This window comes from Cellulomonas sp. P4_D11 (genome assembly GCF_056401915.1).
This window is the reverse complement of record NZ_JBFUIK010000042.1, coordinates 1-25,973: the sequence shown is the minus strand read 5'-3', so window position 1 is coordinate 25,973 and position 25,973 is coordinate 1. Positions and strand designations below refer to the sequence as shown.

Below are 25,973 nucleotides of genomic sequence, written 5' to 3'. Positions count from 1 at the left end.
GCCGCAGCCGCACGACCCGCAGCCTCGGCCCCCAAGCCGGCCGCTGCCCCCACGCCGGCGACGCCCGCCGCAGCTGCTCCCGCGGCCGCGCCGAAGCCCGCCACGCCGAAGCCGATCGGCACCCCCCGGCCCGCGCCGCGGCCCGGGCCGGCCGGTGCGGCCAAAGCACAGACCAGCTCGACGGCCTCGGAAGAGGCCAGCTAGCCAGCACGAACGGACGGCCCGGCCCACCGGTCGGACCGCACCAGACGAGTCGTACGAACCCGTGCGATGTGAACGACAAGGAGACACGGCAGCCATGCCGAAGAACAAGACGCACTCCGGTGCCAAGAAGCGCTTCCGGGTGACCGGAGCCGGCAAGGTCATGCGCGAGCAGGCCGGCGCTCGCCACCTGCTCGAGCACAAGTCGAGCCGTCGCACGCGCCGTCTCGCCGGCGACCTCGTCGTCTCTCCTGCCGACGCCCCCCGCATCAAGAAGCTGCTCGGTAAGTGATCCCGGGGGCGCTGCCGCGCCCCGGTCACTGCACCCGAGCCTGAGACAAGCAAGGAGCATCACGTGGCACGCGTGAAGCGGGCGGTCAACGCCCAGAAGAAGCGCCGTACGACCCTTGAGCGCGCTGCGGGTTACCGCGGCCAGCGTTCGCGCCTGTACCGCAAGGCGAAGGAGCAGGTCACCCACTCCCTCGTCTACGCGTACCGCGACCGCAAGGTGCGCAAGCAGGACTTCCGCAAGCTGTGGATCCAGCGCATCAACGCTGCGTCGCGCGAGCAGGGTCTGACCTACAACCGCCTGATCCAGGGCCTGAAGCTCGCGGGCATCGAGGTGGACCGCCGCGTGCTGGCCGACCTCGCCGTCAACGACGCCGCGACGTTCAACACGCTCGTGGCCGCCGCGAAGGCTGCCCTGCCCGAGGACGTCAACGCGCCGAAGGCTGCCTGACCTTCGTCCGCCGCTGAGCCCGACCGCCCACCCCGCCGCCGCGGGGCCGGGCGGCGGCTCGCTGCACCCGGAGCCCCCGGAGTCCTCGGACTCGCCGGGGGCTTCGTCGTCCCCAGGCATGATGTCCCCGTGGCCGACGAGATCCTGACCAACCCCCGCGCCGAGCGAGTGAAGGCCGTGCGGGCGCTGGCCGGCCGGTCGGTGCGCCAGCGGGTCGGCCGGTTCGTCGTCGAGGGTCCGCAGTCCGTCCGCGAGGCGGTGCTCGCCGGCGCCGACGTGCACGACCTGTACGTGACCGCCGAGTCCGGCCACCGGTACGCCGAGATCGTGACCGGGGCGCAGGACCGGGGCATCCGGGTGCACGTCGGGACGGCCGAGGTGCTGGACGCGATGAGCCCCGACGGCCAGCACGTCGTCGCGGTCGCGTCGCTGACGAGGCACACGCTCGACGACCTTGAGGACCTGCGGCTCGTCGCGGTCCTCGCGAACGTGCGTGACCCGGGGAACGCCGGGACGGTGATCCGCGCGGCCGACGCGGCGGGAGCGGGGGCGGCGGTCCTGACGAGCGAGAGCGTCGACGTGCACAACCCGAAGGTCGTCCGGTCGACCGCCGGGTCGCTGTTCCACCTGCCCGTGGTGACGGGCGCGGACCTGGCGACGACGGTCGACGCCCTGCGCGCCGCCGGCCTGACGGTGCTCGCGGCCGACGGCGCCGGCACGTTCGACCTGGACGACCTGCTCGACGTCGCGGGCTCCGCCGAGGACGGCGTCCCCGACCTGTCCCGCCCGACGGCGTGGGTGTTCGGCAACGAGGCGTGGGGACTGCGCGACGAGGACCGGGCGCTGGCCGACGCGGTGGTGCGCGTCCCGATCCGGGGCCGCGCCGAGTCGCTCAACCTCGCGACCGCGGCGACGGTCTGCCTGTACGCCAGCGCGCGGGCGCAGCGATGAGGCTCTTCGCGGCGGTGTGGCCGCCCGAGCCGGTGCTCGACCACCTCGACCTCGCCCTGGCCTCGGTCCGCGGAGCGCCGTCGGGCCTGTCGTCGGCCGTGCGCTGGTCGGCGCGCGAGACCTGGCACCTCACGGTCGCCTTCTACGGCGACCTCCCGGACGGCGCGGTCCCGGGGCTGACGGCCGACCTGGCCGAGGTGGCCGTGGGACTCGAGCCGTACGAGCTCGCGCTGCACGGCGCCGGCGTCTTCTCGCACCGCACCCTCTGGGTCGGCGTCGCCGGCGACCTCGCGCAGCAGCGAGCGCTCAGCCACGGGTGCGTCGAGGCGGGGGAGGCCGCCGGGGGCGCGCCCGACAACCGGCCCCGGGACCGCCCGCACCTCACCGTCGGCCGGGTGCGGCCGGGCAGCGGTCCGCCCCGGCGCCGGTCGTCGCGCTCGGACCGCCCGGGCCCGCGACCCGACGGGCAGGGACCCGACGACGAGGACGTGGCCGCCGGGCTGGTGCGCGCCCTCGCGGTGTACGACGGTCCCCGGTGGCAGGTCGACGAGCTGGTGCTGGTGTCGTCGCGCCCGGGCGCCGGCCGCGGCGGGGGCCCGCTGTACGAGACGGTCGAGACCTTTGTGCTCGGCCGTTAGCGGGTGCCGTGGCAGGATGGACGCATGACAGCGCGTGCGCAGGCGGCCGGTGGTCGCCGATTTCCCGGGCCCGTTCCCGGGCCGCGCTGACGCGCACCTGAGCAGGCCGTCCACCGCTGGACCGGCCGCGCAGACCCGGATCGGGCGCCCCTAGACTTGTCCGCTGGCCGGGCGCTCGCGCGCCCACTGCCACAGCCGTGCCGCGTGCCGGCTGCCCAGAACCTGCACTGGAAGGTCAGGATGTCCGACGACACCGCCCTGTCCCCGCTCGACGCCCCGGGCGTCGAGTCCGCCGTCGAGGACGCGCTGAAGGCCCTCGCGGCCGCCGCCGACCTCGACGCCCTGAAGACCGCCCGCCTCGAGCACGTGGGCGAGCGCAGCCCGATCGCGCTGGCCAACCGGGCCATCGGGGGCCTCGCGCCCGCCGACAAGGCCGTGGCCGGCAAGCTGCTCGGCCAGGCGAAGGGCCGGCTCGCCGCCGCGCTCGCCCAGCGCCAGTCCGAGCTCGAGGCCGAGCGCGACCTGCGCGTGCTCGTCGAGGAGTCCGTCGACGTCACGCTGCCGACGGACCGCCGCCCGCGCGGCGCGCGGCACCCGCTCGAGATGCTGTCGGAGCGCATCGCCGACATCTTCGTGTCGATGGGCTGGGAGATCGCCGAGGGCCCCGAGCTCGAGGCGGAGTGGTTCAACTTCGACGCGCTGAACTTCGGCGTGGACCACCCGGCGCGGCAGATGCAGGACACGTTCTTCGTCGACGCGCCGGGCCTCGTGCTGCGCACCCACACGTCGCCGGTCCAGGCGCGCACGCTGCTCGAGCGCGACCTGCCGGTGTACATCGCGTGCCCGGGCAAGGTGTTCCGCACCGACGAGCTCGACGCGACGCACACGCCCGTCTTCCACCAGGTCGAGGGCCTGGCGGTGGACAAGGGGCTGACGATGGCGCACCTCAAGGGCACGCTGGACCACTTCGCCCGCGCGATCTTCGGTCCCGAGGCGCGCACGCGCCTGCGCCCGTCGTTCTTCCCGTTCACCGAGCCCAGCGCGGAGATGGACCTCTGGTTCCCGCAGAAGAAGGGCGGGGCCGGCTGGATCGAGTGGGGTGGCTGCGGCATGGTCAACCCGAACGTGCTCCGGGCCGTCGGCGTCGACCCCGACGTCTACTCCGGGTTCGCGTTCGGCATGGGCATCGAGCGCACCCTGATGCTGCGCCACGGCATCGCTGACATGCACGACATGGTGGAGGGCGACGTCCGCTTCTCCACCCAGTTCGGGACGGAGATCTGATGCCGCGCATCCCCTTGTCGTGGCTCGCCGAGCACGTCGAGCTCCCCGCCGGGCTCACCGCCGCGCAGCTCGCGGAGGACCTGGTCCGGGTCGGGCTCGAGGAGGAGGCCATCCACCCCGCGGCCGTGTCCGGTCCGCTGGTCGTCGGTCGCGTCGTGGCGCTCACGCCGGAGCCGCAGAAGAACGGCAAGACCATCAACTGGTGCCGGGTGGACGTGGGGCCGGAGCACAACGAGGCCGGCGGCGGCCCTCGGGGCATCGTCTGCGGTGCGCACAACTTCGCCGTGGGCGACAAGGTCGTCGTCGCGCTGCCTGGCGCCGTGCTGCCCGGGCCGTTCCCGATCGCGTCTCGCACGACCTACGGGCACGTGTCCGACGGCATGATCTGCTCGGCGCGCGAGCTGGGCCTGGGCGAGGACCACGCCGGGATCATCGTGCTGGCCACGCTCGGGCTGGACCCCGAGGTCGGCACCGACGCGCGCGAGCTGCTCGGCCTCGGCGACGAGGTGCTCGAGATCAACGTGACGCCCGACCGCGGGTACTGCTTCTCCATGCGCGGGGTCGCCCGCGAGTACGGCCTGTCGACGGGCGCCCGGTTCACCGACCACGGGCTGCCGACGAGCGACCTCCCGCCCACCGGTGGCAGCTTCGCGGTCGAGATCGACGACGCCGCGCCGCTGGACGGTGTCCCCGGCGCCGACCGGTTCGTGGCGCAGATCGTCCGGGGCGTCCGGGCGAACGACCCCTCGCCCGCCTGGATGCAGCGGCGGCTGCAGCAGGCCGGGATGCGGCCGATCGGGCTCGCGGTCGACGTGACGAACTACGTCATGCTCGACCTCGGGCAGCCCCTGCACGCCTACGACCTGGCCCACCTGGCCGAGCCGATCGTCGTGCGGCGCGCGATCCCGGGCGAGAAGATCCGGACGCTCGACGACGTCGACCGCGCGCTCGACCCGGAGGACCTGCTCATCACCGACAGCCCCGGCGGCGCACGCGCCTCCCGACCCATCGGTCTGGCGGCGGTCATGGGCGGCGGGGACAGCGAGGTGAGCGCGTCGACCACGGACCTGCTCGTCGAGGCGGCGCACTTCGACCCCATCACGGTCGCCCGCAGCGCCCGCCGGCACAAGCTCCCGAGCGAGGCGGCCAAGCGGTTCGAGCGAGGCGTCGACCCGGCGCTCCCGCCCGTGGCCGTCGCCCGCGCGCTCGCGCTGCTGGTCGAGCTCGGCGGCGGCGTGGCGGACCCGCACCTCACCGATGTCGACCGGCGCGCGCCGGTGCCCGCCTTCGACCTCGACCTCGACCTGCCCGCCCGGCTGATCGGGGTGCCGTACACCGCCGACCAGGTGCGCGAGACGCTCGTCTCGATCGGGTGCGAGGTGTCGGACGCGCGCCCCGGTGTCGTGCGCGTGCAGGCGCCGTCCTGGCGGCCCGACCTCGTGGTCGACGTCGACCTGGTGGAGGAGGTCGCGCGGTTGCGGGGGTACGACGCGATCCCGTCGATCGTGCCGCCCGCGCCCGCCGGGGCCGGCCTCACGGCCGGGCAGCGGACCCGCCGCTCGGTCGCACGGGCGCTGGCGGAGTCGGGCCTGGTCGAGGTGCTCAGCTACCCGTTCGTCGGCACCGAGCAGCTCGACGCGCTCGGTCTGCCGGCTGACGACGACCGCCGCCGGGCCGTCCGGCTGGTCAACCCGCTGTCCGACGAGCAGCCGTTCATGCGGACGAACCTGCTGGTCACGCTCCTGGAGACGGCCCGGCGGAACGTCGCCCGCGGCGTGAGCGACGTGGCGGTCTTCGAGCTCGGGCTGGTCACGCGGCCGATCGACGGCGCGCCCGCGGCCCCGAGCCTGCCCGGTGGCGTCCGCCCGTCGGACGAGGAGCTCGCGGCGCTCGACGCCGCCGTGCCGCCGCAGCCTCGACGGGTCGCGGGGGTCCTCGCCGGACTGCGCGAGCCCGCGGGCTGGTGGGGGCCGGGTCGCCGCGCCGACCACACCGACGCCATCGCGTCGGCCACGCTCGTCGCGGAGGTCGTCGGCGTCCCGCTGGTGGTCTCGGCCGACGCGGAGCACGCGCCGTGGCACCCGGGCCGCTGCGCGCGCCTGACCACGGTCGACGGCACGCTCGTGGGCCACGCCGGGGAGCTGCACCCGAACGTGGTGGCGGCCCTCGGGCTGCCCGCCCGCGCGTCGGCGTTCGAGCTCGACCTCGACGTCCTGCTCGCGGCGGCGTCGCCCGAGCCCGTCCAGGCGGAACCCGTGTCGACGTTCCCCGTCCTCAAGGAGGACATCGCGCTCGTCGTCGGCGAGGACATGCCCGCGGCCGACCTTCTCGACGCGGTGCGCGTCGGTGCGGCGTCGAGCCCGGCCGGGGACGTCGTCGAGGAGATCCGCCTCTTCGACGTGTACACCGGGTCGCAGGTGGGTGCCGCGCGCAAGTCGCTCGCCTTCTCGCTGCGTCTCCGGGCGGACGACCGGACGCTCACCGCGCAGGAGGCGGCCGGCGTCCGCGAGGCCGTCGTCGCCGAGGCGCACGCGAGGTTCGGGGCGACGCTCCGCGCGTGAGCTCGTCCGGGACGACCCCCGCGGCTGGTGGTCGCGGGGGTCGTGCGCGTCCGGTCGCACCGCCTCCGACCGTGGTCATGGGATGAGTTCACCCAATAGTTACCTGTGAGTAGTTGCGACAAAACGGGCGATCCCTGAAGGTGGTCCAGGCCGCCACGAGCGGCCGCTGACGTTCCCCGACGAAGGAGAGCTCGACGTGCGCCGTGCCATGAAGTCGATCAGCGGGGGCGTCGCAGCCCTCGCTCTTGCTGTGACGGGCGGTGTGATCGCGGCGGGCTCGGCAGGGGCGGCGGTCGGCACCACCCCGCGGGTGCTCGTCAACGAGGTGTACGGCGGGGGCGGCAACAGCGGCGCCACCTACACCAACGACTTCATCGAGCTGGTGAACGCGAGCCCGTCGCCGGTCAGCGTCGACGGCTGGTCCGTGCAGTACGCCTCGTCGGCGGGCGTGGTCTGGCAGACGACGCCGCTGACCGGCACGATCGCGCCCGGCGCCGCCTATGTCGTCGTCGAGGCGGCAGGTGCGGCCGGGACGACGCCGGTGACCGGCAGCGCGACCGGCACGATCCCCATGAGCGGGACGGCCGGCAAGGTCGCGCTGGTGTCGTCGACGACGGCCCTGGCGTGCGGAGGCGTCGAGTGCACGGCGGCCCCGTCCGTCGTCGACTTCGTCGGGTACGGCGCCGCTGCGGCCGGTTACGCGGGGAGCGGCCCGGCGATCGGCGCGTCGAACACGCAGTCGGTCACGCGGGACGCGTCATCGACCAACACCGCGAACAACGCGGCCGACTTCGCCGCCGCCCTGCCGACGCCCGGCGTCGCAGGCGGCGGTACCAACCCCGGCACGCCGACGGCGGCGACCATCGCCGAGATCCAGGGCACGGGCGCGACCTCTCCGCTGGCCGGCGCCACGGTCATCACCGACGGTGTCGTCACGGCGGCCTACCCGACCGGCGGGCTGAGCGGCTACGTCATCCAGACGCCCGGGACCGACGCGACGCCCGGCGCGTCCGACGCGGTCTTCGTCTTCTCGTCGGCGACGGCGGGCCTGGTAGCGATCGGTGACCACGTGCAGGTCACGGGCGTCGTCTCCGAGTTCAACGGCCTCACCGAGCTCACGGTCGCCGCGGCGACCGACCTGGTGAAGCTCCCGGCGGCCGCCGCGGTGACGCCGGTGTCGGGCACGTGGCCGACGACCGACGGGGCCCGCGAGGCGCTCGAGTCGATGCTCTTCCAGCCGACCGGTGACCTGACGATCACGAACACGTTCTCCACCAACCAGTACGGCGAGGTCGGCCTCGCGGCCGGCACGCTGCCGCTCCTGCAGCCCACGGAGGTCGGCCGGCCCGGCTCGGCCGAGGCGCTGGCCGCCGCCGCCGACAACGCCGCACGCGGCGTCGTGCTGGACGACGGCTCGTCGACGAACTTCCTGTCCGCGGCGAACTCGGGTCTGACCCCGCCGTACGTCAGCCTGACCAACCCGGTCCGGGTCGGTGCCGCCGCGAGCATCACGGCCCCGGTGATCGTGGACTTCCGCAACAACGTGTGGAAGCTCAACCCGACGCAGCCCGGTCCGGCCGCCGTCACGTTCGAGAACGACCGGACCGCGGCCCCGTCCGCGGTCGGCGGGGACCTGAAGATCGCCTCGTTCAACGTGCTCAACTACTTCACGACGCTCGGCGCGACCACGGCCGGCTGCACGTCGTACAACGACCGCACCGGCGACCCGGTGACGGTCAACTCCGGCTGCGCGCCGCGCGGCGCGTGGGACCCGGCGGACCTCCAGCGGCAGCAGGACAAGATCGTCGCCGCCATCAACAAGCTCGACGCCGACGTCGTCGGCCTCCTCGAGATCGAGAACTCGGCGACGGTCGACGGGGTCGCGGACGAGGCGCTCGACACGCTGGTCAAGGCTCTCAACGCGGCCGCGGGCTCGGACGTCTGGGCGTACGTCCCGTCGTCGACGGAGCTCCCGCCGGCCGCCGAGATGGACGTCATCACCAACGCGCTCATCTACCGCGCCGCGGCCGTCGAGCGCACCGGCCCGTCGCACGCGCTCGGCACGCTGAGCGGCGACGACCAGGCCTTCGGCAACGCGCGCGAGCCCATCGGGCAGACGTTCACGCCGGTCGGTGGCGGCGAGCCGTTCTTCGTCGCGGTCAACCACTTCAAGTCGAAGGGCTCGGCGGGTCCGTGGCCGGGCGACGCCGACACCGGGGACGGGCAGGGCGCGTCCAACGAGTCGCGCGTCCGGCAGGCCCAGGCGTTGCGTGACTGGATCCCGACGGTGCAGGGCGCCGCGAAGTCGGTCGCGCTGGTCGGCGACTTCAACTCGTACACGCTCGAGGACCCGCTGCAGACGCTCTACGACGCCGGGTACACCGACGCCGCCACGGCGCTCGCCGACGGCCAGTACTCGTACTCGTTCAGCGGCCTGTCGGGCTCGCTGGACCACGTGCTGCTCAACGACGCGGCGATGCAGCGGGCGACCGGTGCGGACATCTGGGAGATCAACGCCGAGGAGTCCATCGCGCTCGAGTACGACCGGTACAACTACCACGGCACCCTCTACTACGCCGCAGACCAGTACCGGTCATCGGACCACGACCCGGTCGTCGTCGGCCTCGTGAACGGGGCGGCCAAGCCCGTCAACCTCACGCTGCTCGACATCAACGACTTCCACGGGCGCATCGACGCCAACACCGTGAAGTTCGCGGGCACCGTCGAGAAGGAGAAGGCGGCGGCCGTCGCGGCCGGCGGCCCGGTCGCGTTCGTCTCTGCGGGCGACAACATCAGCGCCTCGCTGTTCGCCTCGGCGGTGCAGCAGGACCAGCCGACGATCGACGTCCTGAACGCGCTCGAGCTCAACGCCTCGGCGGTGGGCAACCACGAGTTCGACAAGGGGTTCACGGACCTCACGGACCGTGTGATCGCCAACAAGACGAACGCGAAGTGGGACTACCTCGGGGCGAACGTCTACCTCAAGGGCACCACGACGCCGGCGCTGCCGGAGTACTCGATCATCGACATGGACGGCGTCTCGGTCGGCGTCATCGGGGCGGTGACGGGGGAGACCCCGTCGCTGGTGAGCCCCGGTGGCATCACGCAGATCGACATCGGCGACCCGGTCGACGCCGTCAACCGCGTGGCCGCGCAGCTCAGCGACGGCAACGAGGCCAACGGCGAGGCCGACGTGCTCGTGGCCAGCTACCACGAGGGCGCCAGCGAGGGGATGCCGAACGGCACCCTCGAGGACGAGGTGGCCCAGGGCGGCGCGTTCGCGAAGATCGTCGAGCAGACCGCGGCGTCCGTCGACGCGATCTTCACCGGCCACACCCACCAGCAGTACGCGTGGGAGTCGCCCGTCCCCGGTGTCGCCGGCAAGACGCGGCCGGTCCTGCAGACGGGCAGCTACGGCGAGTTCATCGGCAAGGTCGTGCTGACGTACGACCCGGCCAGCGGTGAGGTCGTCGCGCACACGCAGCAGAACGTGCCGCGGCTCGTCGCCCCGGTGGTGCCGGGCAACACCCCGGCGCAGAACGAGGCGGCCTTCGCCGCGACGCTCGTCGCCACCTACCCGCGCGTCGCTCAGGTCAGCACGATCGTGAACGCGGCGCTCGCGTACGCCAGCACGGTCGGCTCGGTCCCGGTGGGCTCCGTGACGGCCGACATCACCACGGCTTTCACCGGCGGCACGTACGGTCCGACGGGCTACACGGCCCCGGCGACCGCGCGTGACGACCGGGCCAGCGAGTCGACGCTCGGCGACCTGGTGGCCAACGCCCTGCGCGACACGCTCGCGCCGGACAACCTGGGTGGCGCCGAGATCGGCGTCGTGAACCCTGGGGGCCTGCGCGCCGAGCTGCTCTACGCGCCGGACGGCGTCGTGACCACGGCGGAGGCGAACGGCGTCCTGCCGTTCGTCAACAACCTCTGGACCACGTCGCTCACGGGCGCGCAGTTCAAGGTGATGCTCGAGCAGCAGTGGCAGACCAACGCGGACGGCACCATCCCGACCCGGCCGTACCTGCAGCTGGGGTTGTCCGACAACGTGACGTACACGTACGACGCCGCGGCACCCGCGGGATCGCACATCACGTCCATCACGGTGAACGGCTCGCCGATCGACCCGGCGGCGAGCTACCGCATCGGCACGTTCTCGTTCCTCACCACGGGCGGCGACAACTTCCGAGTCGTGGCCCAGGGGACGGACGCGCGCGACTCGGGCCTCGTCGACCGCGACGGCTGGATCGCCTACCTGCAGGCGCACCCGGGGCTGACCCCGGACTTCGCCCGCCAGGCGGTCGGGGTGCCGACGGTCCCGACCACGGTGACGGCCGGTGACGCGCTCGCGTTCCCGGTGACCAGGCTGGACCTGACGAGCCTCGGCTCGCCGCTCAACACCAGCCTGGACGTCCGGCTCGACGGCACGTCGATCGGGACGGCGACCGTCACCGCGGGCAACGCGGACGTGGCGGTGACGGTGCCGGCCGGGACCAGCGCCGGCGCGCACACGCTGACCCTCGTCGCGAGCCCGAGCGGCACCACGGTGACGCTGCCGCTCACCGTGGAGGCGGGAGTCACCACCACGCTCACGGCCTCGCCGTCGAGCCAGGTGTACGGCTCGTCGTCCCGGGTCACGCTCACGGCGACCGTGACGGCCGACGCCCCGGTCTCGGGCTCGGTCGAGTTCGTCGCGGGCGACACGGTGCTGGGGACGGCTCCGCTGCAGGGCGGCACCGCCACCCTGCGTCTCCCGTCCTCGACGCCGGCCGGCAGCTACGCCGTGGTCGCGCGCTTCTCGAGCGACGCGGGAGTCTCCGAGTCGGCACCGGTCACCGTCGTGGTGAACAAGGTGACGACGACGACGGGGCTGTCGGTGACCCGCGGGTTCCTGTTCGTCCCGTCGATCGCCGTCGCGACGGTCTCGACGAACAACGGGCGCCTGCCGTCCGGGAAGATCGAGATCCGGGAGGGCGGCACCGTGGTCAAGACGCTGAGCGTGGTGCTCGGCGTCGCGATCGGCACCGTGCCGTCGGGCACGCACACCTACACGGCGACGTTCGTCCCGAGCGACCCCGCGAACGTGTCACCGAGCACGAGCGCACCGGTCAGCGTCCGCTGACGCGCACGGCCGAGGCCCGCATCCCCTGGGGGTGCGGGCCTCGGCCGTGCTCAGGCGACGTCGCGGGACAGCAGGGCGACGACGACGGACCCGCCCTTGGTCGCCTGCTCCCCGACGCGGCGGAACCCGAGCCGCTCGTGGAACGCGAGCGACTGCGGGTTCGGCGGCTCGAGGTTGACCTCGCAGGTCACGACGCCGAGCCCGAGCTCGCGAGCGCGGGCGTCGACCGCCGCGTAGAGGGCCCGCCCGATCCCGAGGCCCTGCGCGGTGGGATCGACGACGATGCGGTCCACGTAGAGGGATCCGGGCACGTGCTCCGCGAACCAGCGGTAGTTCTCGCTCGCGTACGCGGCCCCGGGCCCGACGGCCAGGACGAACCCGGCGAGCCGGCCGTCGTGCTCCGCCACCAGGGCGAGCTCGCACCCCGGGACGTGCGCCGTCAGCCCGTCGAGGCCGAGCGCGTTGACGGCCGGCACGGCCGCGTCGTTGAGCGTCGCGAGGGACGGCAGGTCGTCGTCGGCCGGCGGCCGCAGCGTCAGATCGGGCACGAGTCGTCGACGCACGCCTCGGCGTCGGGGTCGGCGGCTGCCAGCGTCTGCAGGGGGTTGGCCTCGCGCCAGCCGGCCTCGAGCAGCTGTGAGAACACCTCGGCGGGCTGCGCGCCCGACACGGCGACCCGGCGGTCGACGACGAAGAACGGCACGCCGGTGACCCCGAGCGCACGGGCCTCGGCCTCGTCGGCGCGGACGGCGTCGGCCCCGTGGTCTCCGTCCAGCGCCGCCCGCGCGGCATCCGCGTCGAGCCCCGCGTCACTGACCAGCCGGACGAGGGTCTCGTCGTCACCCAGGTCCGCGCCGTGCTCGAAGTGCGCCGAGAACAGGGCCTCGAGGGTGCGCTCCGCCAGCTCGGCGCCGCCGGTCTCTCGCGCTAGGTGCACCAGGCGGTGCGCCGCGAACGTGTTGACGGCGAGCGCGCGGTCGAAGTCGTAGGCGAGACCCTCGCCCGCGGCCACCGCGGTGACCTGCGCGAACATCTGCTTCACCCTCTCGATCGGGATCCCCTTGTGCTCGGACAGCGCATCCCTCTCGGGGCGCCCGGGGCCGACCGGCGTGTTCGGCGACAGCTCGTACGAGCGCCACGTCACCTCGACGTGGTCGCGGTGCGGGAAGTCGGCGAGGGCGGCCGTGAAGCGGCGCTTCCCGATGTAGCACCAGGGGCAGGCGATGTCCGACCAGACCTCGACGTTCAGCGTGCGGACGGGGGTGAGGGCAGTGATCGTCACGGGAGGAGAAGGACCTTTCCGGTCGTGGAGCGCGACTCGAGCGCGCGGTGGGCCTCGGCCGCGTCGGCCAGGGGGTAGGTGGCGCCGACCCGCACGTCGAGCTCGCCGGCGCGGACCGCGTCGAACAGCTCGCGCGCGCGCCACGTCAGCTCCTCGCGCGTCGCCGTGTGGTCGTCGAGCTTGGGGCGGGTCAGGAAGACCGAGCCCGCGGCGTTGAGACGCTGAGGGTCGAGCGGCGGGACGGCGCCGGAGGAGGCGCCGAACAGGACGAGCGTGCCGCGGCGGCGCAGCGACGCCAGGGAGGCGTCGAACGTGTCCTTGCCGACGGAGTCGTAGACGGCGTGCACGCCGCGGCCGCCGGTCAGGGCGCGCACCTCGGCGGGCAGGTCGCGCGTGAGGTCGTCGAACTCGCGGTACCGGATGACGTCCGCCGCGCCGGCCTCGCGCGCGAGGCGCTCCTTGTCGGCGCTGCCGACCGTGGCGATCACGCGGGCGCCCCGGCGTGACGCCAGCTGGGTCAGCAGCAGCCCGACGCCGCCGGCGGCGGCATGCACGAGCACGTCGTGCCCTGCCTCGACGGGGAACGTGGAGGACACCAGGTAGTGCGCGGTCATGCCCTGCAAGGGGAGCGCGGCGGCGACGTGGGCCGAGACGCCCTCGGGCACCAGCAGGGCCTGCGACTCGCGGACCGTGAGCAGCTCGGCGTACGAGCCCGGCGCGGCGGACCACGCGACGCGGTCGCCGACGGCGATCTCGCTCACGTCCGCCCCGACGGCCACGACCTCGCCCGCGCCCTCCGAGCCCACGACGTGCGGGAACGGGACCTGGTAGGCGCCGGAGCGTCGGTAGGTGTCGATGAAGTTGACCCCCGCGGCGGCGACGCGGACGAGGACCTCGTCGGGGGCCGGCTCGGGGTCGGGGAGGTCGACCAGCTGGAGGACGTCGGGACCGCCCGGGGCGGTGGCCTGGATCGCGCGCACGGTGGCGGAACGCGGCGGCCGGCGATCCTCATTCCCGGAACGGCGTTCGTATCTTCGTACATGCGCGTGTATGTTCATGCACATGACGTTCACGGTCGCGGTCGCGGGTGCCAGCGGGTACGCCGGCGGCGAGATGCTCCGCGCGCTCCTCGCCCATCCCGAGGCCCGGATCGGGACGCTCACGGCGCACTCGAACGCCGGCACCCTGCTGGGTGCGCACCAGCCGCACCTGCGTTCCCTGGCGGACCGGGTGCTCGAGCCGACGGGTGTCGACGCGCTCGCGGGCCACGACGTCGTCGTGCTCGCCCTGCCGCACGGCGCCAGCGGTGCGATCGCCGCGGAGCTCGAGGCGCTCGGCGACGGCGCGGTCGTCGTCGACCTCGGTGCGGACCACCGGCTCGTCGACGCCGCCGACTGGGAGGCGTTCTACGGGAGCGCCCACGCGGGCACGTGGCCGTACGGGCTGCCCGAGCTGCTGCACCCCGGCGAGCGGACCGCCGCCGGACAGCGCGCGGTCCTCGCCGCTGCGCGCCGGATCGCGGTGCCCGGCTGCAACGTCACCGCCGTCTCGCTCGGTCTGCAGCCCGGCGTGGCCGCGGGGCTCGTCGAGCCGACCGACCTCGTCGCTGTGCTGGCCAACGGCTACTCGGGCGCGGGGAAGTCGCTCAAGACGCACCTGCTCGCCAGCGAGGCGCTCGGCTCCGCGCAGCCGTACGCCGTCGGTGGCACGCACCGCCACATCCCCGAGATCGCGCAGAACCTGCGCTCCGCCGGCGCCGACGAGGTGACCATCTCCTTCACGCCGACCCTCGTGCCGATGGCGCGCGGCATCCTCGCCACGGCGACCGCCCGACTGGTCGACGGCGTCGACCCGTCGAGCGTGCGCGCCGCGTGGGAGGAGACGTATGCCGACGAGCCGTTCGTGCACCTGCTGCCCGAGGGGCAGTGGCCGACGACCGCTGCGACGCTGGGTGCCAACACCGCCCTGGTCCAGGTCGCGGTCGACGAGCGCGCCGGCCGCGTCGTCACCGTCACGGCGATCGACAACCTGGTCAAGGGCACCGCCGGCGGCGCCCTGCAGTCCCTCAACCTCGCGCTCGGGCTGCCCGAGACGCTCGGCCTCCCTCTGGACGGAGTCGCACCGTGACCACCGAGACGTTCGCCCTGCCCTCGCCCGGCGTCACCGCGGCAGCGGGCTTCCGTGCATCGGGGGTCACCGCCGGGCTCAAGGCGTCGGGCCGCCCCGACCTCGCGCTCGTCGTCAACGACGGACCGTCGCAGGCCGCGGCGGCGGTCTTCACGACGAACCGCGTCGTGGGGGCGCCGGTGGTCTGGTCGCGCCAGGCGGCCGCGGACGGCGTCGTCAGCGCGGTCATCCTCAACTCCGGCGGCGCCAACGTGTGCACCGGCCCCGACGGTTTCCAGGACACGCACGCCACGGCCGAGAAGGTCGGCGCTGCCCTGGAGATCTCGGCCGGCGACGTCGTGGTCTGCTCGACCGGCCTGATCGGGGAGCGGCTGCCCATCGACACGCTGCTCGCGGGCGTCGACCTGGCCGTCGAGGCACTGTCCCCTGACGGGGGCCCGGACGCCGCCCTCGCGATCATGACGACTGACACCGTCCCCAAGACCGCGCACCTGCACATCGACGGTGACCGGGGGCAGTGGACCGTCGGCGGCATGGCCAAGGGCGCGGGCATGCTCGCCCCCGGCCTGGCCACGATGCTCTGCGTGATCACCACCGACGCTGTCGTCGACGCCGAGACGGCCGCGGCCGCGCTGCGCACCGCGACGTCCCAGACCTTCGACCGCGTGGACTCCGACGGCTGCATGTCGACGTCGGACACGGTGACCCTCCTGGTGTCCGGCGCCAGCCGCTCGATCCCGGACCCGGCCGGCTTCACGGCCGCGCTGACCCAGGTGTGCGGCGAGCTCGCGCGGGCCCTCGTGGCCGACGCCGAGGGCGCGACGCACGACATCGCCGTGACGGTCATGGGCGCCGAGACGGAGGCGGCCGCGCTCGCGGTCGCCCGTGCCGTGACCCGCTCCAACCTGTTCAAGGCCGCGATGTTCGGCAACGACCCCAACTGGGGGCGGGTGCTCGCGCAGGTCGGCACCGTCCCGGAGAGCGTCGCCGCGTTCGACCCGGCCCAGCTCGACGTGACGATCAACGGCGTCCAGGTGTGCAAGGCCGGCGGCGCCTACCGGCCGCGCTCCGAGGTCGACCTGGCCGCCCACCGCGAGGTCCACGTGCTCATCGACCTGCACGCGGGCGGCGAGGTGGTCACCGTCTGGACCAACGACCTCACGCACGACTACGTCCTCGAGAACAGCGCGTACTCCACATGACCGACTTCACGTTCAACACCCGCACGGACCTGCGCGCCGACCAGAAGGCGGAGGTCCTCATCGAGGCCCTGCCGTGGCTGCAGAAGTTCGCGGGCGCGCTCGTCGTCGTGAAGTACGGCGGCAACGCCATGATCGACGAGGATCTCAAGCGGGCGTTCGCGCAGGACATGGTGTTCCTGCGGCAGGTCGGCCTCAAGCCGGTGGTCGTGCACGGCGGGGGACCGCAGATCAACGCGATGCTCGACCGCCTGGGCATCGAGTCGGAGTTCCGCGGCGGGCTGCGCGTGACCACGCCCGAGGCGATGGACGTCGTCCGGATGGTGCTCACCGGCCAGGTCTCTCGCGAGCTGGTCGGCCTCCTCAACGCCCACGGCCCGCACGCGGTCGGCCTGTCGGGGGAGGACGGCGGGCTCTTCCAAGCCCGTCGTCGCACCGCGGTGGTCGACGGCGAGAGCGTCGACATCGGCCTCGTGGGCGACGTCGTCAAGGTCAACCCGGGTGCCGTGCTGGACCTGCTCGACGCCGGCCGGATCCCCGTGGTCTCCACGGTCGCGCCCGACCTCGACGACCCGACGACGGTGCTCAACGTGAATGCCGACACGGCCGCCGCGGCGCTCGCGGTCGCGCTCGGCGCCCGCAAGCTCATCGTGCTCACGGACGTCGAGGGCCTGTACACGCGCTGGCCGGACAAGGGCTCGCTGGTGCGCCGGCTGAGCGCGAGCGCGCTCGCCGAGATGCTGCCCGGCCTCGACGCCGGCATGCGCCCGAAGATGGAGGCGTGCTGGCGCGCCGTGGAGGGCGGCGTCGGCCGCGCGCACGTCATCGACGGCCGCGCGCCGCACTCGATCCTGGTCGAGGTGTTCACCAGCGACGGCATCGGCACCATGGTCCTGCCCGACGAGGAGCCGGCCGACGCCCCCTTCACGGCCCCCATCCCCGTGATCCCCCACGACCCCGAGGTGACCCTGTGACCGTCGAGAACGTCCGGGCCCGCCACCGGTCGCCGGAGAGCGCCGACGCGTCGCTCCCGGTGCCCGCGACCGACGGCTCGGTCGCCCAGTGGACCGACCGCTACACGCACGCGCTGATGGACACGTTCGGTGCACCGCAGCGCGTCCTGGTCCGCGGCGACGGCGTCTACGTCTGGGACGCCGACGGCAACCGGTACCTCGACCTCCTCGGCGGCATCGCGGTGAACTCCCTCGGTCACGCGCACCCCACCCTGACCGCGGCGATCAGCGCGCAGCTGGGCACGCTCGGTCACGTCTCCAACTTCTTCGGCAGCCCGACGCAGATCGCGTTCGCCGAGCGGCTGCTCGGGCTGGCGGGCGCCCCCGCGGGCTCGCGGGTGTTCCTCACCAACTCCGGCACCGAGGCGAACGAGGCCGCGTTCAAGCTCGCACGCCGCAACGGTGGAGCCGACCGGCCGCGGATCCTCGCGCTCGAGGGGTCGTTCCACGGCCGCTCGATGGGCGCGCTGGCCCTCACGCACAAGGCCGCCTACCGCGAGCCCTTCGAGCCGCTGCCCGGCGGCGTCGAGTTCGTGCCGTTCGGCGACTCCGACGCCCTCGAGGCCGCGTTCGCCGAGAACGGCGACCAGGTCGCGGCCTTCTTCGTCGAGCCGCTCCAGGGCGAGGCGGGCGTGCGGCCGCTGCCGCCCGGCTACCTGGCGCTCGCCCGGACGCTGACCGCCGAGCACGGCGCACTGCTGATCCTCGACGAGGTGCAGACCGGCATGGGCCGCACCGGCGCCTGGTTCGCCCACCACCACCCGCACGTCGGCGGGGGCATCGTGCCCGACGCGGTGACCGTCGCGAAGGGCCTCGGGGGCGGCTTCCCGGTGGGCGCGCTCATCGCCTACGGAGAGCGGACCGCCACGCTGCTGGGTCGCGGCCAGCACGGCACGACGTTCGGCGGGAACCCCGTCGCCTCCGCGGCCGGGCTCGCGACGATCGCGGTCATCGAGCGCGACGGCCTCCTGCCCCACGTGAGCCGGCTGGGCGCGACCCTGCGCGAGCGCATCAGCAGCCTCCGTCACCCGCTCGTCGGCGAGGTCCGGGGCGAGGGGCTCCTCATCGGCATCGAGCTCACCGCTCCCGTGGCTGCCGAGGTCGCGGCGCGAGCGCTCGAGGCCGGGTTCATCGTCAACCCCTGCACGCCGACGACGATCCGCCTCGCGCCGCCGTTCGTCCTCACCGAGGAGCAGGCCGGCACGTTCGTCGACTTCCTCGCCGCCCTCCCGCAGGACCTCTCGTGACCCGCCACGTCCTGCGTGACGCCTGCGCTCTCGGCGACCTGGTCGGAGGTGCGTCGGCATGACCCGCCACTTCCTGCGTGACGACGACCTCACCCCCCGCGACCAGCGCGCCGTCCTCGAGCTCGCGCTCGCCTTCCGCGACGACCGGTTCATCCGGACCCCGCTGACGGGTCCGCGCGCGGTCGCCGTCATCTTCGACAAGCCGACGCTGCGCACCCAGGTGTCGTTCACCGCGGGCATCGCGGAGCTGGGCGGTTTCCCGCTGAGCGTCGACGGCAAGCTGGCGCGGATCGGCGAGCGGGAGTCGATCGAGGACACCGCCCGGGTGCTCGGCCGCCAGGTCGCGGCGATCGTCTGGCGCACGTTCTCCCAGCACCGCCTCGAGCAGATGGCGGAGCACGCGGGCGTGCCCGTGGTGAACGCGCTGACCGACAGCTTCCACCCGTGCCAGATCCTGGCCGACCTCGCGACGATCGCGCAGCACCGCGGCGGCGTCGCGGGGCTGTCGGGCCGCACGCTCGCATACGTCGGGGACGGCGCCAACAACATGTCGCACTCGTACCTGCTCGGGGGAGCGACGGCGGGCCTGCACGTGCGGATCGGCACGCCCGAGGGCTACCTGCCCGACGCGACGATCCTTTCGGACGCCGCCGCGATCGCCCGGAGCACCGGCGGGTCGGTGTCCGTGGTGCACACGCTCGCCGAGGCCGTGACCGGCGCGGACGTCGTCGCGACGGACACCTGGGTGTCGATGGGCCAGGAGGCCGAGGCCGCCGACCGCGAGACGCCGTTCGTGCCCTTCCGCGTCGACGCGGCCGCGATGAGCCTGGCCGCGCCGGACGCGCTCGTCCTGCACTGCCTGCCGGCCTACCGCGGCAAGGAGATCACCGCCGAGGTGCTCGACGGCCCGCAGTCGGTGGTGTGGGACGAGGCCGAGAACCGCCTGCACGCGCAGAAGGCCCTCCTCTCCTACCTGGTGGAGGGCCCGTGAGCGTCACGGTCCCGCACACCAAGGCGGCCCGCCACGCGCTGGTCACCTCCCTGCTCACCCGCGGCTCGGTGCACTCGCAGCAGCAGCTGGCCGAGCTGCTCACCGCCGAGGGCGTCACGGTCACGCAGGCGACGCTGTCCCGCGACCTCGTCGAGCTGCGCGCGGTGAAGATCCGCACGCCGTCGGGCGCCCTCGCATACGCGGTCCCCGCCGAGGGCGGCCTGCAGACCCCGTCGGCCGGCCCGGACGCGGAGATGCTCGCCGCACGCCTGGCCCGGCTGTGCACCGAGCTGCTCGTGACCGCCGAGGCGTCGGGCAACCTCGTCGTCCTGCGGACCCCGCCGGGCGCGGCGCAGTTCCTCGCGTCGGCGATCGACCACTCGGTCCTGCCCGCCGTGCTCGGCACGATCGCGGGCGACGACACCGTCCTGGTGATCGCCCGCGAGGGCGAGACGGGAGCGGCCCTCGCGGCGCGCTTCCTCGCGCTCGCCACGGACGCACCGTCGCGCACCCGTCCGTCAGACTGACCCCCAGCACCTCGTTCCTGCAGCACGCACACATCGAAGAGAGAAGAACATGACTGAGCGCGTCGTCCTCGCCTACTCCGGCGGCCTGGACACCTCCGTGGGCATCGGCTGGATCGCCGAGGCCACCGGTGCCGAGGTGATCGCCGTGGCGGTCGACGTCGGCCAGGGCGGCGAGGACCTCAACGTCATCCGTCAGCGCGCGCTCGACTGCGGCGCGGTCGAGGCGTACGTCGCCGACGCGCGCGACGAGTTCGCCACCGAGTACTGCATGCCGGCCCTCAAGGCCAACGCGCTGTACCTGGACCGCTACCCGCTGGTCTCCGCGCTGTCCCGCCCCGTCATCGTCAAGCACCTCGTCCGCGCGGCCCGCCAGTTCGGCGCGACGACGGTCGCCCACGGCTGCACCGGCAAGGGCAACGACCAGGTCCGCTTCGAGGTCGGCATCACGTCGCTCGCGCCCGACCTGACCTGCCTGGCACCGGTCCGCGACCTCGCGCTGACCCGCGACAAGGCGATCGAGTTCGCGACGCGGAACGCGCTCCCGATCGAGACCACCAAGCACAACCCGTTCTCGATCGACCAGAACGTCTGGGGTCGCGCGGTCGAGACCGGCTTCCTCGAGGACATCTGGAACGGCCCGACCAAGGACGTCTACACGTACACCGACGACCCGACGTTCCCGCCGGTCGCCGACGAGGTCGTCATCACGTTCGAGGCCGGCGTCCCGGTCGCGCTCGACGGCATCCCGGTCACGCCGCTGCAGGCGATCCAGGAGATGAACCGCCGCGCCGGCGCCCAGGGCATCGGCCGGATCGACATCGTCGAGGACCGCCTCGTCGGCATCAAGTCGCGCGAGGTCTACGAGGCCCCCGGCGCGATCGCGCTCATCGCGGCGCACCAGGAGCTCGAGAACGTCACCGTCGAGCGCGAGCAGGCCCGGTTCAAGCGCGGCGTCGAGCAGCGCTGGACCGAGCTGGTCTACGACGGCCAGTGGTTCTCGCCGCTGAAGAAGTCGCTCGACGTGTTCGTCGACGACACCCAGCGCTACGTCTCGGGCGACGTGCGGATCGTCCTGCACGGCGGCCGCGCGACCGTCACGGGCCGCCGCTCGGACGCCAGCCTCTACGACTTCAACCTCGCCACCTACGACACCGGCGACACCTTCGACCAGGCGGCCGCCAAGGGCTTCATCGAGATCTACGGCCTGTCGTCCAAGCTCGCCGCGGCGCGCGACGTGCGCTTCGGCAACGGCGTGGACCTCGGCTCGCAGGGCGGGATCACGGGTGCCTGACGAGGTCGCGACGACGCCGGGCGCGCAGGCGCCCGGCAGCGTCTCGCTGTGGGGCGGCCGGTTCGCCGGCGGACCGTCGGAGGCCCTCCAGGCGCTGTCGCAGTCGACGCACTTCGACTGGCGCCTCGCCGGCCACGACATCTCCGGCTCGGTCGCGCACGCCCGCGTCCTGCACGCCGCCGGCCTGCTCACGGACGACGAGCTGACCGGCATGGTCGACGCGCTCGAGCGGCTGCGCGCGGACGTGGCCGCGCGCGACTTCCTGCCCGTGCTCGAGGACGAGGACGTGCACACGGCCCTCGAGCGTGGGCTGATCGACCGGGCGGGTGCCGACCTCGGCGGCAAGCTCCGCGCGGGCCGCTCGCGCAACGACCAGATCGCGACCCTGGTGCGGATGTACCTGCGGGAGGAGTCGCGGGGCCTCGCCCGACTGGTGCTCGACGTCGTCGACGCGCTCGTGGCGCAGGCGTCGCGCGCCGGCGATGCGCCGATGCCCGGCCGGACGCACCTGCAGCACGCGCAGCCCGTGCTCCTGGCGCACCACCTGCTCGCGCACGCCTGGCCCCTCCTGCGCGACGTCGAGCGGTGGGTCGACTGGGACGCGCGCGCGGCCCGCTCGCCGTACGGCTCGGGTGCCCTCGCGGGCTCGTCGCTCGGCCTGGACCCGGCGGCGGTCGCCGCGGAGCTCGGCTTCGACGGCCCGGTCGAGAACTCGATCGACGGCACCGCCTCGCGCGACGTCGTCGCCGAGTTCGCGTTCGTCGCGGCCATGCTCGCCGTCGACATCTCCCGGCTGGCCGAGGAGGTCGTCCTCTGGGCCACGAAGGAGTTCGGCTTCGTCAAGCTGCACGACGCCTACTCCACGGGGTCGAGCATCATGCCGCAGAAGAAGAACCCGGACGTCGCCGAGCTGGCGCGCGGCAAGGCGGGGCGCCTCGTCGGAGACCTGACCGGCCTGCTCACCACCCTCAAGGGCCTCCCGCTCGCGTACAACCGCGACCTCCAGGAGGACAAGGAGCCGGTGTTCGACCAGGTCGACCAGCTCTCGGTCCTGCTCCCGGCGTTCGCGGGCATGGTCGAGACGCTGGAGTTCGACACCGAGCGGCTCGCGTCGCTGGCGCCCCAGGGCTTCTCCCTGGCGACGGACATCGCCGAGTGGCTCGTGCGCAACGGCGTGCCGTTCCGCGTGGCGCACGAGGTCGCGGGCGCGTGCGTCCGCGCCTGCGAGGAGCACGAGCCGGCCATCGAACTCTGGGACCTCACCGACGACGAGCTCGCCGCGATCTCGCCGCACCTGACCCCCGACGTCCGGACCGTGCTGACGGTCGAGGGCTCCCTGGCGTCCCGGTCCGCGTACGGCGGCACCGCCCCCGTCCGGGTCGCCGAGCAGCTCGCCCGGGCCCGGGCCCGCGCGGCGGAGCTGCGCACCTGGGCGTCGTGATCGCCGACGAGCTGGCCGCGCGGATCCTCGCCGCGCGTCCCCGGCTGGGCCCGGTGCGGCTCGTCGCGGTCGACGGACCCGCCGGCTCCGGCAAGACGACCCTCGCGGCCGCCCTCGCCGCCCACGGCGGGACCGTCCTGCACCTCGACGACCTGTACGAGGGCTGGTCGGGCCTCGAGGGCTCCCTGTGGCCGCGCCTGTCCGCGCAGGTCCTCGAACCCTTGCGCCGTGGCCGGCCGGGTCGGTTCCAGCGCTACGACTGGCCGACCGGCGCCTTCGCCGAGTGGGTCGACGTGCCCGTGCCCGACGTCCTCGTGCTCGAGGGCTGCGGGTCGGCCCGCCGCGCCGTCGACGAGATCGCGGTCCTGCGCGTCTGGGTCGAGGCGCCCGCCGACCTGCGGCTCGAGCGCGGCCTCGCGCGCGACGGGGCCGACGCCCGCGAGCACTGGCTCGGCTGGATGACCGAGGAGGCCGCCCACTTCGCCCGGGAGCGCACGCGCGAGCGCGCCGACGTCCGGCTCGACGCCTTCGGCGCACCGCTGAACCCGGAGCCCTGACCGACACCTCGTGCGCATCGACCGGGCCGGGCGATCCGGAACGCCGACCTCGACCCCGATCGTCTCGTGCGCGTGGACCGAGCCGCGGGACGCGCGGCCCGTGCGGCAAGATGGGCGCGTGAGCACGTCGCCCCAGCCGCTCGAGACCCCGGACGCCGCTGACCCGCGCGCGCTCGTGGCCGTGCCGGCGCGCGTCTGGTTCAGCCGCGAGGTGCACGCGGTCGCCCGCGACCTGCTCGGCTCGTACCTGACGTCGCGGTCCCCGGAGGGCGACGTCACGCTCCGCATCACGGAGGTCGAGGCCTACGGCGGCGCCGACGACCCGGGCTCGCACGCCTACCGCGGCCGCACGTCCCGCAACGCGGTGATGTTCGGGGAGCCGGGCCGGCTGTACGTCTACCGCCACCTCGGCCTGCACCACTGCCTCAACATCGTCACCGAGCCCACCGGCAAGCCGTCGGCCGTGCTGCTGCGCGCCGGCGAGATCGTCGAGGGCACGGAGCTCGCCTGGAAGCGGCGCGAGGCCGTCGGCGTCGTCGACTCGGAGCGCCAGCTCGCGCGCGGCCCGGCCCGGCTCGCCGTGGCGCTCGGCCTCGACATGCGTGCGAATGGGGCGGACGTCACGGAGGCAGGCGGCGACGTCGTGCTGCACCGCCACCAGGTCGTGGTCCAGCCGACGCACAGGTCCGGCCCGCGCGTCGGCGTCTCGGGCTCCGGCGGCGAGGGGACCAGGTTCCCGTGGCGCTACTGGCTGACCGACGAGCGCACGGTCTCGGCGTACCGCCCGGCGTATCGCGCGCCGGCGTCGACAGACGTCCCGTGAGGGACGACGACGCCGGCCCGACGTCCTCGACACCCCCGACCGTCCTGCCCGCCGTGCGTGTGCCGGCCTACTGCCTGGAGACCTTGTGAACCACATCCTCGACGACCTCGAGTGGCGCGGGCTGATCGCCCAGACCACCGACCTCGATGCCCTCCGTGACGCCCTCTCCGCGGGGCCCGTCTCGCTCTACTGCGGGTTCGACCCGACCGCGCCGAGCCTGCACATCGGCAACCTGGTCCAGATCCTCACCGTCCGCCGTCTCCAGGACGCCGGTCACACGCCGTACGCGCTCGTCGGCGGCGCCACCGGCCTCATCGGCGACCCGAAGATGGCGGGGGAGCGCACGCTCAACGACCGGGACGTCGTCTCGGGCTGGGTGGAGCGCATCCGCAAGCAGATCGAGCCGCTGCTCCGCTTCGACGGTCCGAACGCGGCCACCATGGTGAACAACCTCGACTGGACCGCGCCGCTGTCGGCCATCGACTTCCTGCGGGACATCGGCAAGCACTACCGCCTCGGCACCATGCTGGCCAAGGACACGGTGGCCCGACGCCTGAACAGCGACACCGGCATCAGCTTCACCGAGTTCAGCTACCAGATCCTCCAGGGGATGGACTTCCTCGAGCTCTTCCGCCGGCACGGCATCACGTTGCAGACCGGTGGCAGCGACCAGTGGGGCAACCTGCTCTCGGGCGTCGAGCTGATCCGCAAGGCCGAGGGCGTCGCCGCGCACGCGCTGACCACCCCGCTGATCACCAAGTCCGACGGAACGAAGTTCGGCAAGACCGAGTCGGGCACCGTCTGGCTCGACCCCGAGCTCACCACGCCGTACGCGTTCTTCCAGTTCTGGCTGAACGCCGACGACGCCGACGCGGTCCGCTACCTCAAGGTCTTCAGCTTCCGTCCGCGCGCCGAGATCGAGGAGCTTGCCGACGCCGTCGCCACCCGTCCCGCAGCCCGCGAGGCCCAGCGCGCGCTCGCCTACGAGGTGACCGCCCTGGTGCACGGGGCGACGGCCGCCGACCAGGTCGTCGCCGCGAGCCAGGCGCTCTTCGGGCGGGGGTCGCTTGCCGACCTCGACGCCGCGACGCTCGCCGCCGTCGTGGCCGAGCTGCCGTCCGCACGGGGAGCCGCCGGCGACGGCATCGCGGACCTGCTCGCGGCCACGGGAGTGGTCACGAGCAAGGGCGCAGCGCGTCGCGCGATCGCCGAGGGCGGTGCGTCCGTCAACAACGTGCGGGTGGCCTCCGAGGACGCGGTGCTCACCGCCGACGACCTCTTGCACGGCCGCTGGGCGGTGCTGCGCCGCGGAAAGCGGACGCTCGCCGTGGTCGACGCGCACGCCTGAACCCGACAACCCACCCGGACGAACCCCTGCCGCCCCGACGGGCCGCGGGGGTTCGTCGTCGAGAACCCGGCCCTGACCTGCGCTTCTCCTGGTGGGGAGCGGTCTGGTGACCGGGGTCACCGCCAGGGGATTTGCACGTCGCCGCAACACGCGCGTAATGTTCTCGATGTCGCCCGAGAGGGAGGAACGGACACCGCGGATCGAACCACGGTGGCTGGTCCCTAGGGTGGCCACCCCCGCTCGTGCTGACAGGCGCTTCGTGCGCCCTGAAGCCGTCCGGGGACGGGCTCCAGGCCCGCAGCCAGCTGCCCGAGAGGGTGGCGGGAAGCGGCCGAAAAGCCAGGTAGGATTCAGAACGACAAAGCCTCTCGGATGAGATCGAAAAGATCTCGAGGAGATGCGCGTCTGTTCCTTGAGAACTCAACAGTGTGCCAAATAGTCGATGCCATATGGCTCGCTTCTGGATGTGTTCTGCCTCGTTTGGGGTGGGGTGCTGAGGGTGGTGGGTCTTGGTTGAGATTGGTGCCGTTTCTTCTACCTCCGTGGAAGGCGGTGCCACAATTCAGCCGAATCTGATTGGTCCTTATCGGGACCGTTTCGTGTGTCGGTTGCTTCACCGCTTTGGTGG

21 protein-coding genes are annotated in these 25,973 nt (G+C 73.5%); 18 read left to right on the top strand and 3 right to left on the bottom strand.

The genetic code is table 11. The features are described 5' to 3' along the window. The first annotated feature begins 298 nt into the window (after positions 1-298). From rpmI to AC1DT4_RS18275, 7 genes are all read left to right on the top strand, one after another. A complete protein-coding gene (gene rpmI / locus AC1DT4_RS18305; protein WP_477091197.1) occupies positions 299-493 on the top strand; it encodes a 50S ribosomal protein L35 in 195 nt (64 codons plus the stop codon). Between the two features lie 63 nt (positions 494-556). Further along, complete coding sequence (rplT, locus tag AC1DT4_RS18300) at positions 557-940, top strand: 50S ribosomal protein L20 (protein ID WP_055921876.1); 384 nt, start codon at positions 557-559, stop codon at positions 938-940. Between the two features lie 129 nt (positions 941-1,069). Next, positions 1,070-1,891, top strand: coding sequence for a TrmH family RNA methyltransferase (locus AC1DT4_RS18295; RefSeq protein ID WP_477091196.1), 822 nt, complete (start codon positions 1,070-1,072; stop codon positions 1,889-1,891). Next, entirely contained in the window at positions 1,888-2,529 is a 642-nt protein-coding gene (gene thpR / locus AC1DT4_RS18290; RefSeq protein ID WP_477091195.1) for an RNA 2',3'-cyclic phosphodiesterase, read from the top strand. Before AC1DT4_RS18295 ends, thpR begins: the two co-directional genes overlap by 4 nt. 240 nt (positions 2,530-2,769) lie before the next feature. Then, positions 2,770-3,813, top strand: coding sequence for a phenylalanine--tRNA ligase subunit alpha (gene pheS / locus AC1DT4_RS18285; protein WP_477091194.1), 1,044 nt, complete (start codon positions 2,770-2,772; stop codon positions 3,811-3,813). Further along, the gene (pheT, locus tag AC1DT4_RS18280; RefSeq protein ID WP_477091193.1) at positions 3,813-6,374 is read left to right on the top strand and encodes a phenylalanine--tRNA ligase subunit beta; all 2,562 of its coding nucleotides are present in this window, start codon (positions 3,813-3,815) and stop codon (positions 6,372-6,374) included. The genes pheS and pheT overlap by 1 nt, the downstream gene beginning before the upstream one ends. A 208-nt stretch (positions 6,375-6,582) precedes the next feature. Beyond that, complete coding sequence (locus AC1DT4_RS18275; protein ID WP_477091198.1) at positions 6,583-11,499, top strand: ExeM/NucH family extracellular endonuclease; 4,917 nt, start codon at positions 6,583-6,585, stop codon at positions 11,497-11,499. A gap of 50 nt (positions 11,500-11,549) precedes the next feature. Here the strand turns inward: AC1DT4_RS18275 and AC1DT4_RS18270 are convergent, their stop codons facing one another. The 3 genes from AC1DT4_RS18270 to AC1DT4_RS18260 are packed head-to-tail and all read right to left on the bottom strand — an operon-like array spanning position 11,550 to position 13,761. Continuing rightward, on the bottom strand, positions 11,550-12,047 hold the full coding sequence (locus tag AC1DT4_RS18270) for a GNAT family N-acetyltransferase (protein ID WP_477091192.1): 498 nt from the start codon (positions 12,045-12,047) through the stop codon (positions 11,550-11,552). Next, a complete protein-coding gene (locus AC1DT4_RS18265) occupies positions 12,035-12,781 on the bottom strand; it encodes a DsbA family oxidoreductase (protein ID WP_477091191.1) in 747 nt (248 codons plus the stop codon). The genes AC1DT4_RS18270 and AC1DT4_RS18265 overlap by 13 nt, the downstream gene beginning before the upstream one ends. After that, entirely contained in the window at positions 12,778-13,761 is a 984-nt protein-coding gene (locus tag AC1DT4_RS18260) for a quinone oxidoreductase family protein (protein ID WP_477091190.1), read from the bottom strand. The genes AC1DT4_RS18265 and AC1DT4_RS18260 overlap by 4 nt, the downstream gene beginning before the upstream one ends. Before the next feature lie 82 nt (positions 13,762-13,843). Here AC1DT4_RS18260 and argC point away from each other — a divergent pair, with 82 nt between their 5' ends. From argC to tyrS, 11 genes are all read left to right on the top strand, one after another. After that, a complete protein-coding gene (argC, locus tag AC1DT4_RS18255; RefSeq protein ID WP_477091189.1) occupies positions 13,844-14,908 on the top strand; it encodes an N-acetyl-gamma-glutamyl-phosphate reductase in 1,065 nt (354 codons plus the stop codon). Continuing rightward, positions 14,905-16,110 (top strand): bifunctional glutamate N-acetyltransferase/amino-acid acetyltransferase ArgJ, encoded by a 1,206-nt coding sequence (gene argJ, locus AC1DT4_RS18250; protein ID WP_477091188.1) that lies wholly within the window; start codon positions 14,905-14,907, stop codon positions 16,108-16,110. The genes argC and argJ overlap by 4 nt, the downstream gene beginning before the upstream one ends. Next, positions 16,107-17,081, top strand: coding sequence for an acetylglutamate kinase (gene argB, locus AC1DT4_RS18245; protein ID WP_477091187.1), 975 nt, complete (start codon positions 16,107-16,109; stop codon positions 17,079-17,081). The genes argJ and argB overlap by 4 nt, the downstream gene beginning before the upstream one ends. After that, entirely contained in the window at positions 17,078-18,367 is a 1,290-nt protein-coding gene (locus AC1DT4_RS18240; RefSeq protein WP_477091186.1) for an acetylornithine transaminase, read from the top strand. The genes argB and AC1DT4_RS18240 overlap by 4 nt, the downstream gene beginning before the upstream one ends. 58 nt (positions 18,368-18,425) lie before the next feature. After that, positions 18,426-19,358, top strand: a complete 933-nt coding sequence (gene argF, locus AC1DT4_RS18235; RefSeq protein WP_477091185.1) for an ornithine carbamoyltransferase — start codon at positions 18,426-18,428, stop codon at positions 19,356-19,358. Beyond that, complete coding sequence (locus AC1DT4_RS18230; RefSeq protein WP_477091184.1) at positions 19,355-19,885, top strand: arginine repressor; 531 nt, start codon at positions 19,355-19,357, stop codon at positions 19,883-19,885. The genes argF and AC1DT4_RS18230 overlap by 4 nt, the downstream gene beginning before the upstream one ends. Positions 19,886-19,934: 49 nt before the next feature. Continuing rightward, positions 19,935-21,176 carry an argininosuccinate synthase gene (locus AC1DT4_RS18225; protein WP_477091183.1) on the top strand — a complete coding sequence of 414 codons (1,242 nt, stop codon included), beginning with the start codon at positions 19,935-19,937 and terminating at the stop codon, positions 21,174-21,176. Further along, positions 21,169-22,617 carry an argininosuccinate lyase gene (argH, locus tag AC1DT4_RS18220; RefSeq protein WP_477091182.1) on the top strand — a complete coding sequence of 483 codons (1,449 nt, stop codon included), beginning with the start codon at positions 21,169-21,171 and terminating at the stop codon, positions 22,615-22,617. The genes AC1DT4_RS18225 and argH overlap by 8 nt, the downstream gene beginning before the upstream one ends. Further along, on the top strand, positions 22,614-23,174 hold the full coding sequence (locus tag AC1DT4_RS18215) for a nucleoside/nucleotide kinase family protein (RefSeq protein WP_477091181.1): 561 nt from the start codon (positions 22,614-22,616) through the stop codon (positions 23,172-23,174). Before argH ends, AC1DT4_RS18215 begins: the two co-directional genes overlap by 4 nt. A 118-nt stretch (positions 23,175-23,292) precedes the next feature. Further along, positions 23,293-23,997, top strand: coding sequence for a DNA-3-methyladenine glycosylase (locus AC1DT4_RS18210; protein ID WP_477091180.1), 705 nt, complete (start codon positions 23,293-23,295; stop codon positions 23,995-23,997). An 85-nt stretch (positions 23,998-24,082) separates the two neighbouring features. Then, positions 24,083-25,345, top strand: coding sequence for a tyrosine--tRNA ligase (gene tyrS / locus AC1DT4_RS18205; protein WP_477091179.1), 1,263 nt, complete (start codon positions 24,083-24,085; stop codon positions 25,343-25,345). Positions 25,346-25,973: the final 628 nt, after the last annotated feature.

Bases quoted from the DNA above. Each gene is read 5' to 3' on its own strand.
- rpmI (WP_477091197.1), top strand. From the start codon at position 299: ATGCCGAAGAACAAGACGCACTCCGGTGCCAAGAAGCGCTTCCGGGTG.
- thpR (WP_477091195.1), top strand. From the start codon at position 1,888: ATGAGGCTCTTCGCGGCGGTGTGGCCGCCCGAGCCGGTGCTCGACCAC.
- pheS (WP_477091194.1), top strand. From the start codon at position 2,770: ATGTCCGACGACACCGCCCTGTCCCCGCTCGACGCCCCGGGCGTCGAG.
- pheT (WP_477091193.1), top strand. From the start codon at position 3,813: ATGCCGCGCATCCCCTTGTCGTGGCTCGCCGAGCACGTCGAGCTCCCC.
- AC1DT4_RS18275 (WP_477091198.1), top strand. From the start codon at position 6,583: ATGAAGTCGATCAGCGGGGGCGTCGCAGCCCTCGCTCTTGCTGTGACG.
- argC (WP_477091189.1), top strand. From the start codon at position 13,844: ATGACGTTCACGGTCGCGGTCGCGGGTGCCAGCGGGTACGCCGGCGGC.
- argB (WP_477091187.1), top strand. From the start codon at position 16,107: ATGACCGACTTCACGTTCAACACCCGCACGGACCTGCGCGCCGACCAG.
- argF (WP_477091185.1), top strand. From the start codon at position 18,426: ATGACCCGCCACTTCCTGCGTGACGACGACCTCACCCCCCGCGACCAG.
- AC1DT4_RS18225 (WP_477091183.1), top strand. From the start codon at position 19,935: ATGACTGAGCGCGTCGTCCTCGCCTACTCCGGCGGCCTGGACACCTCC.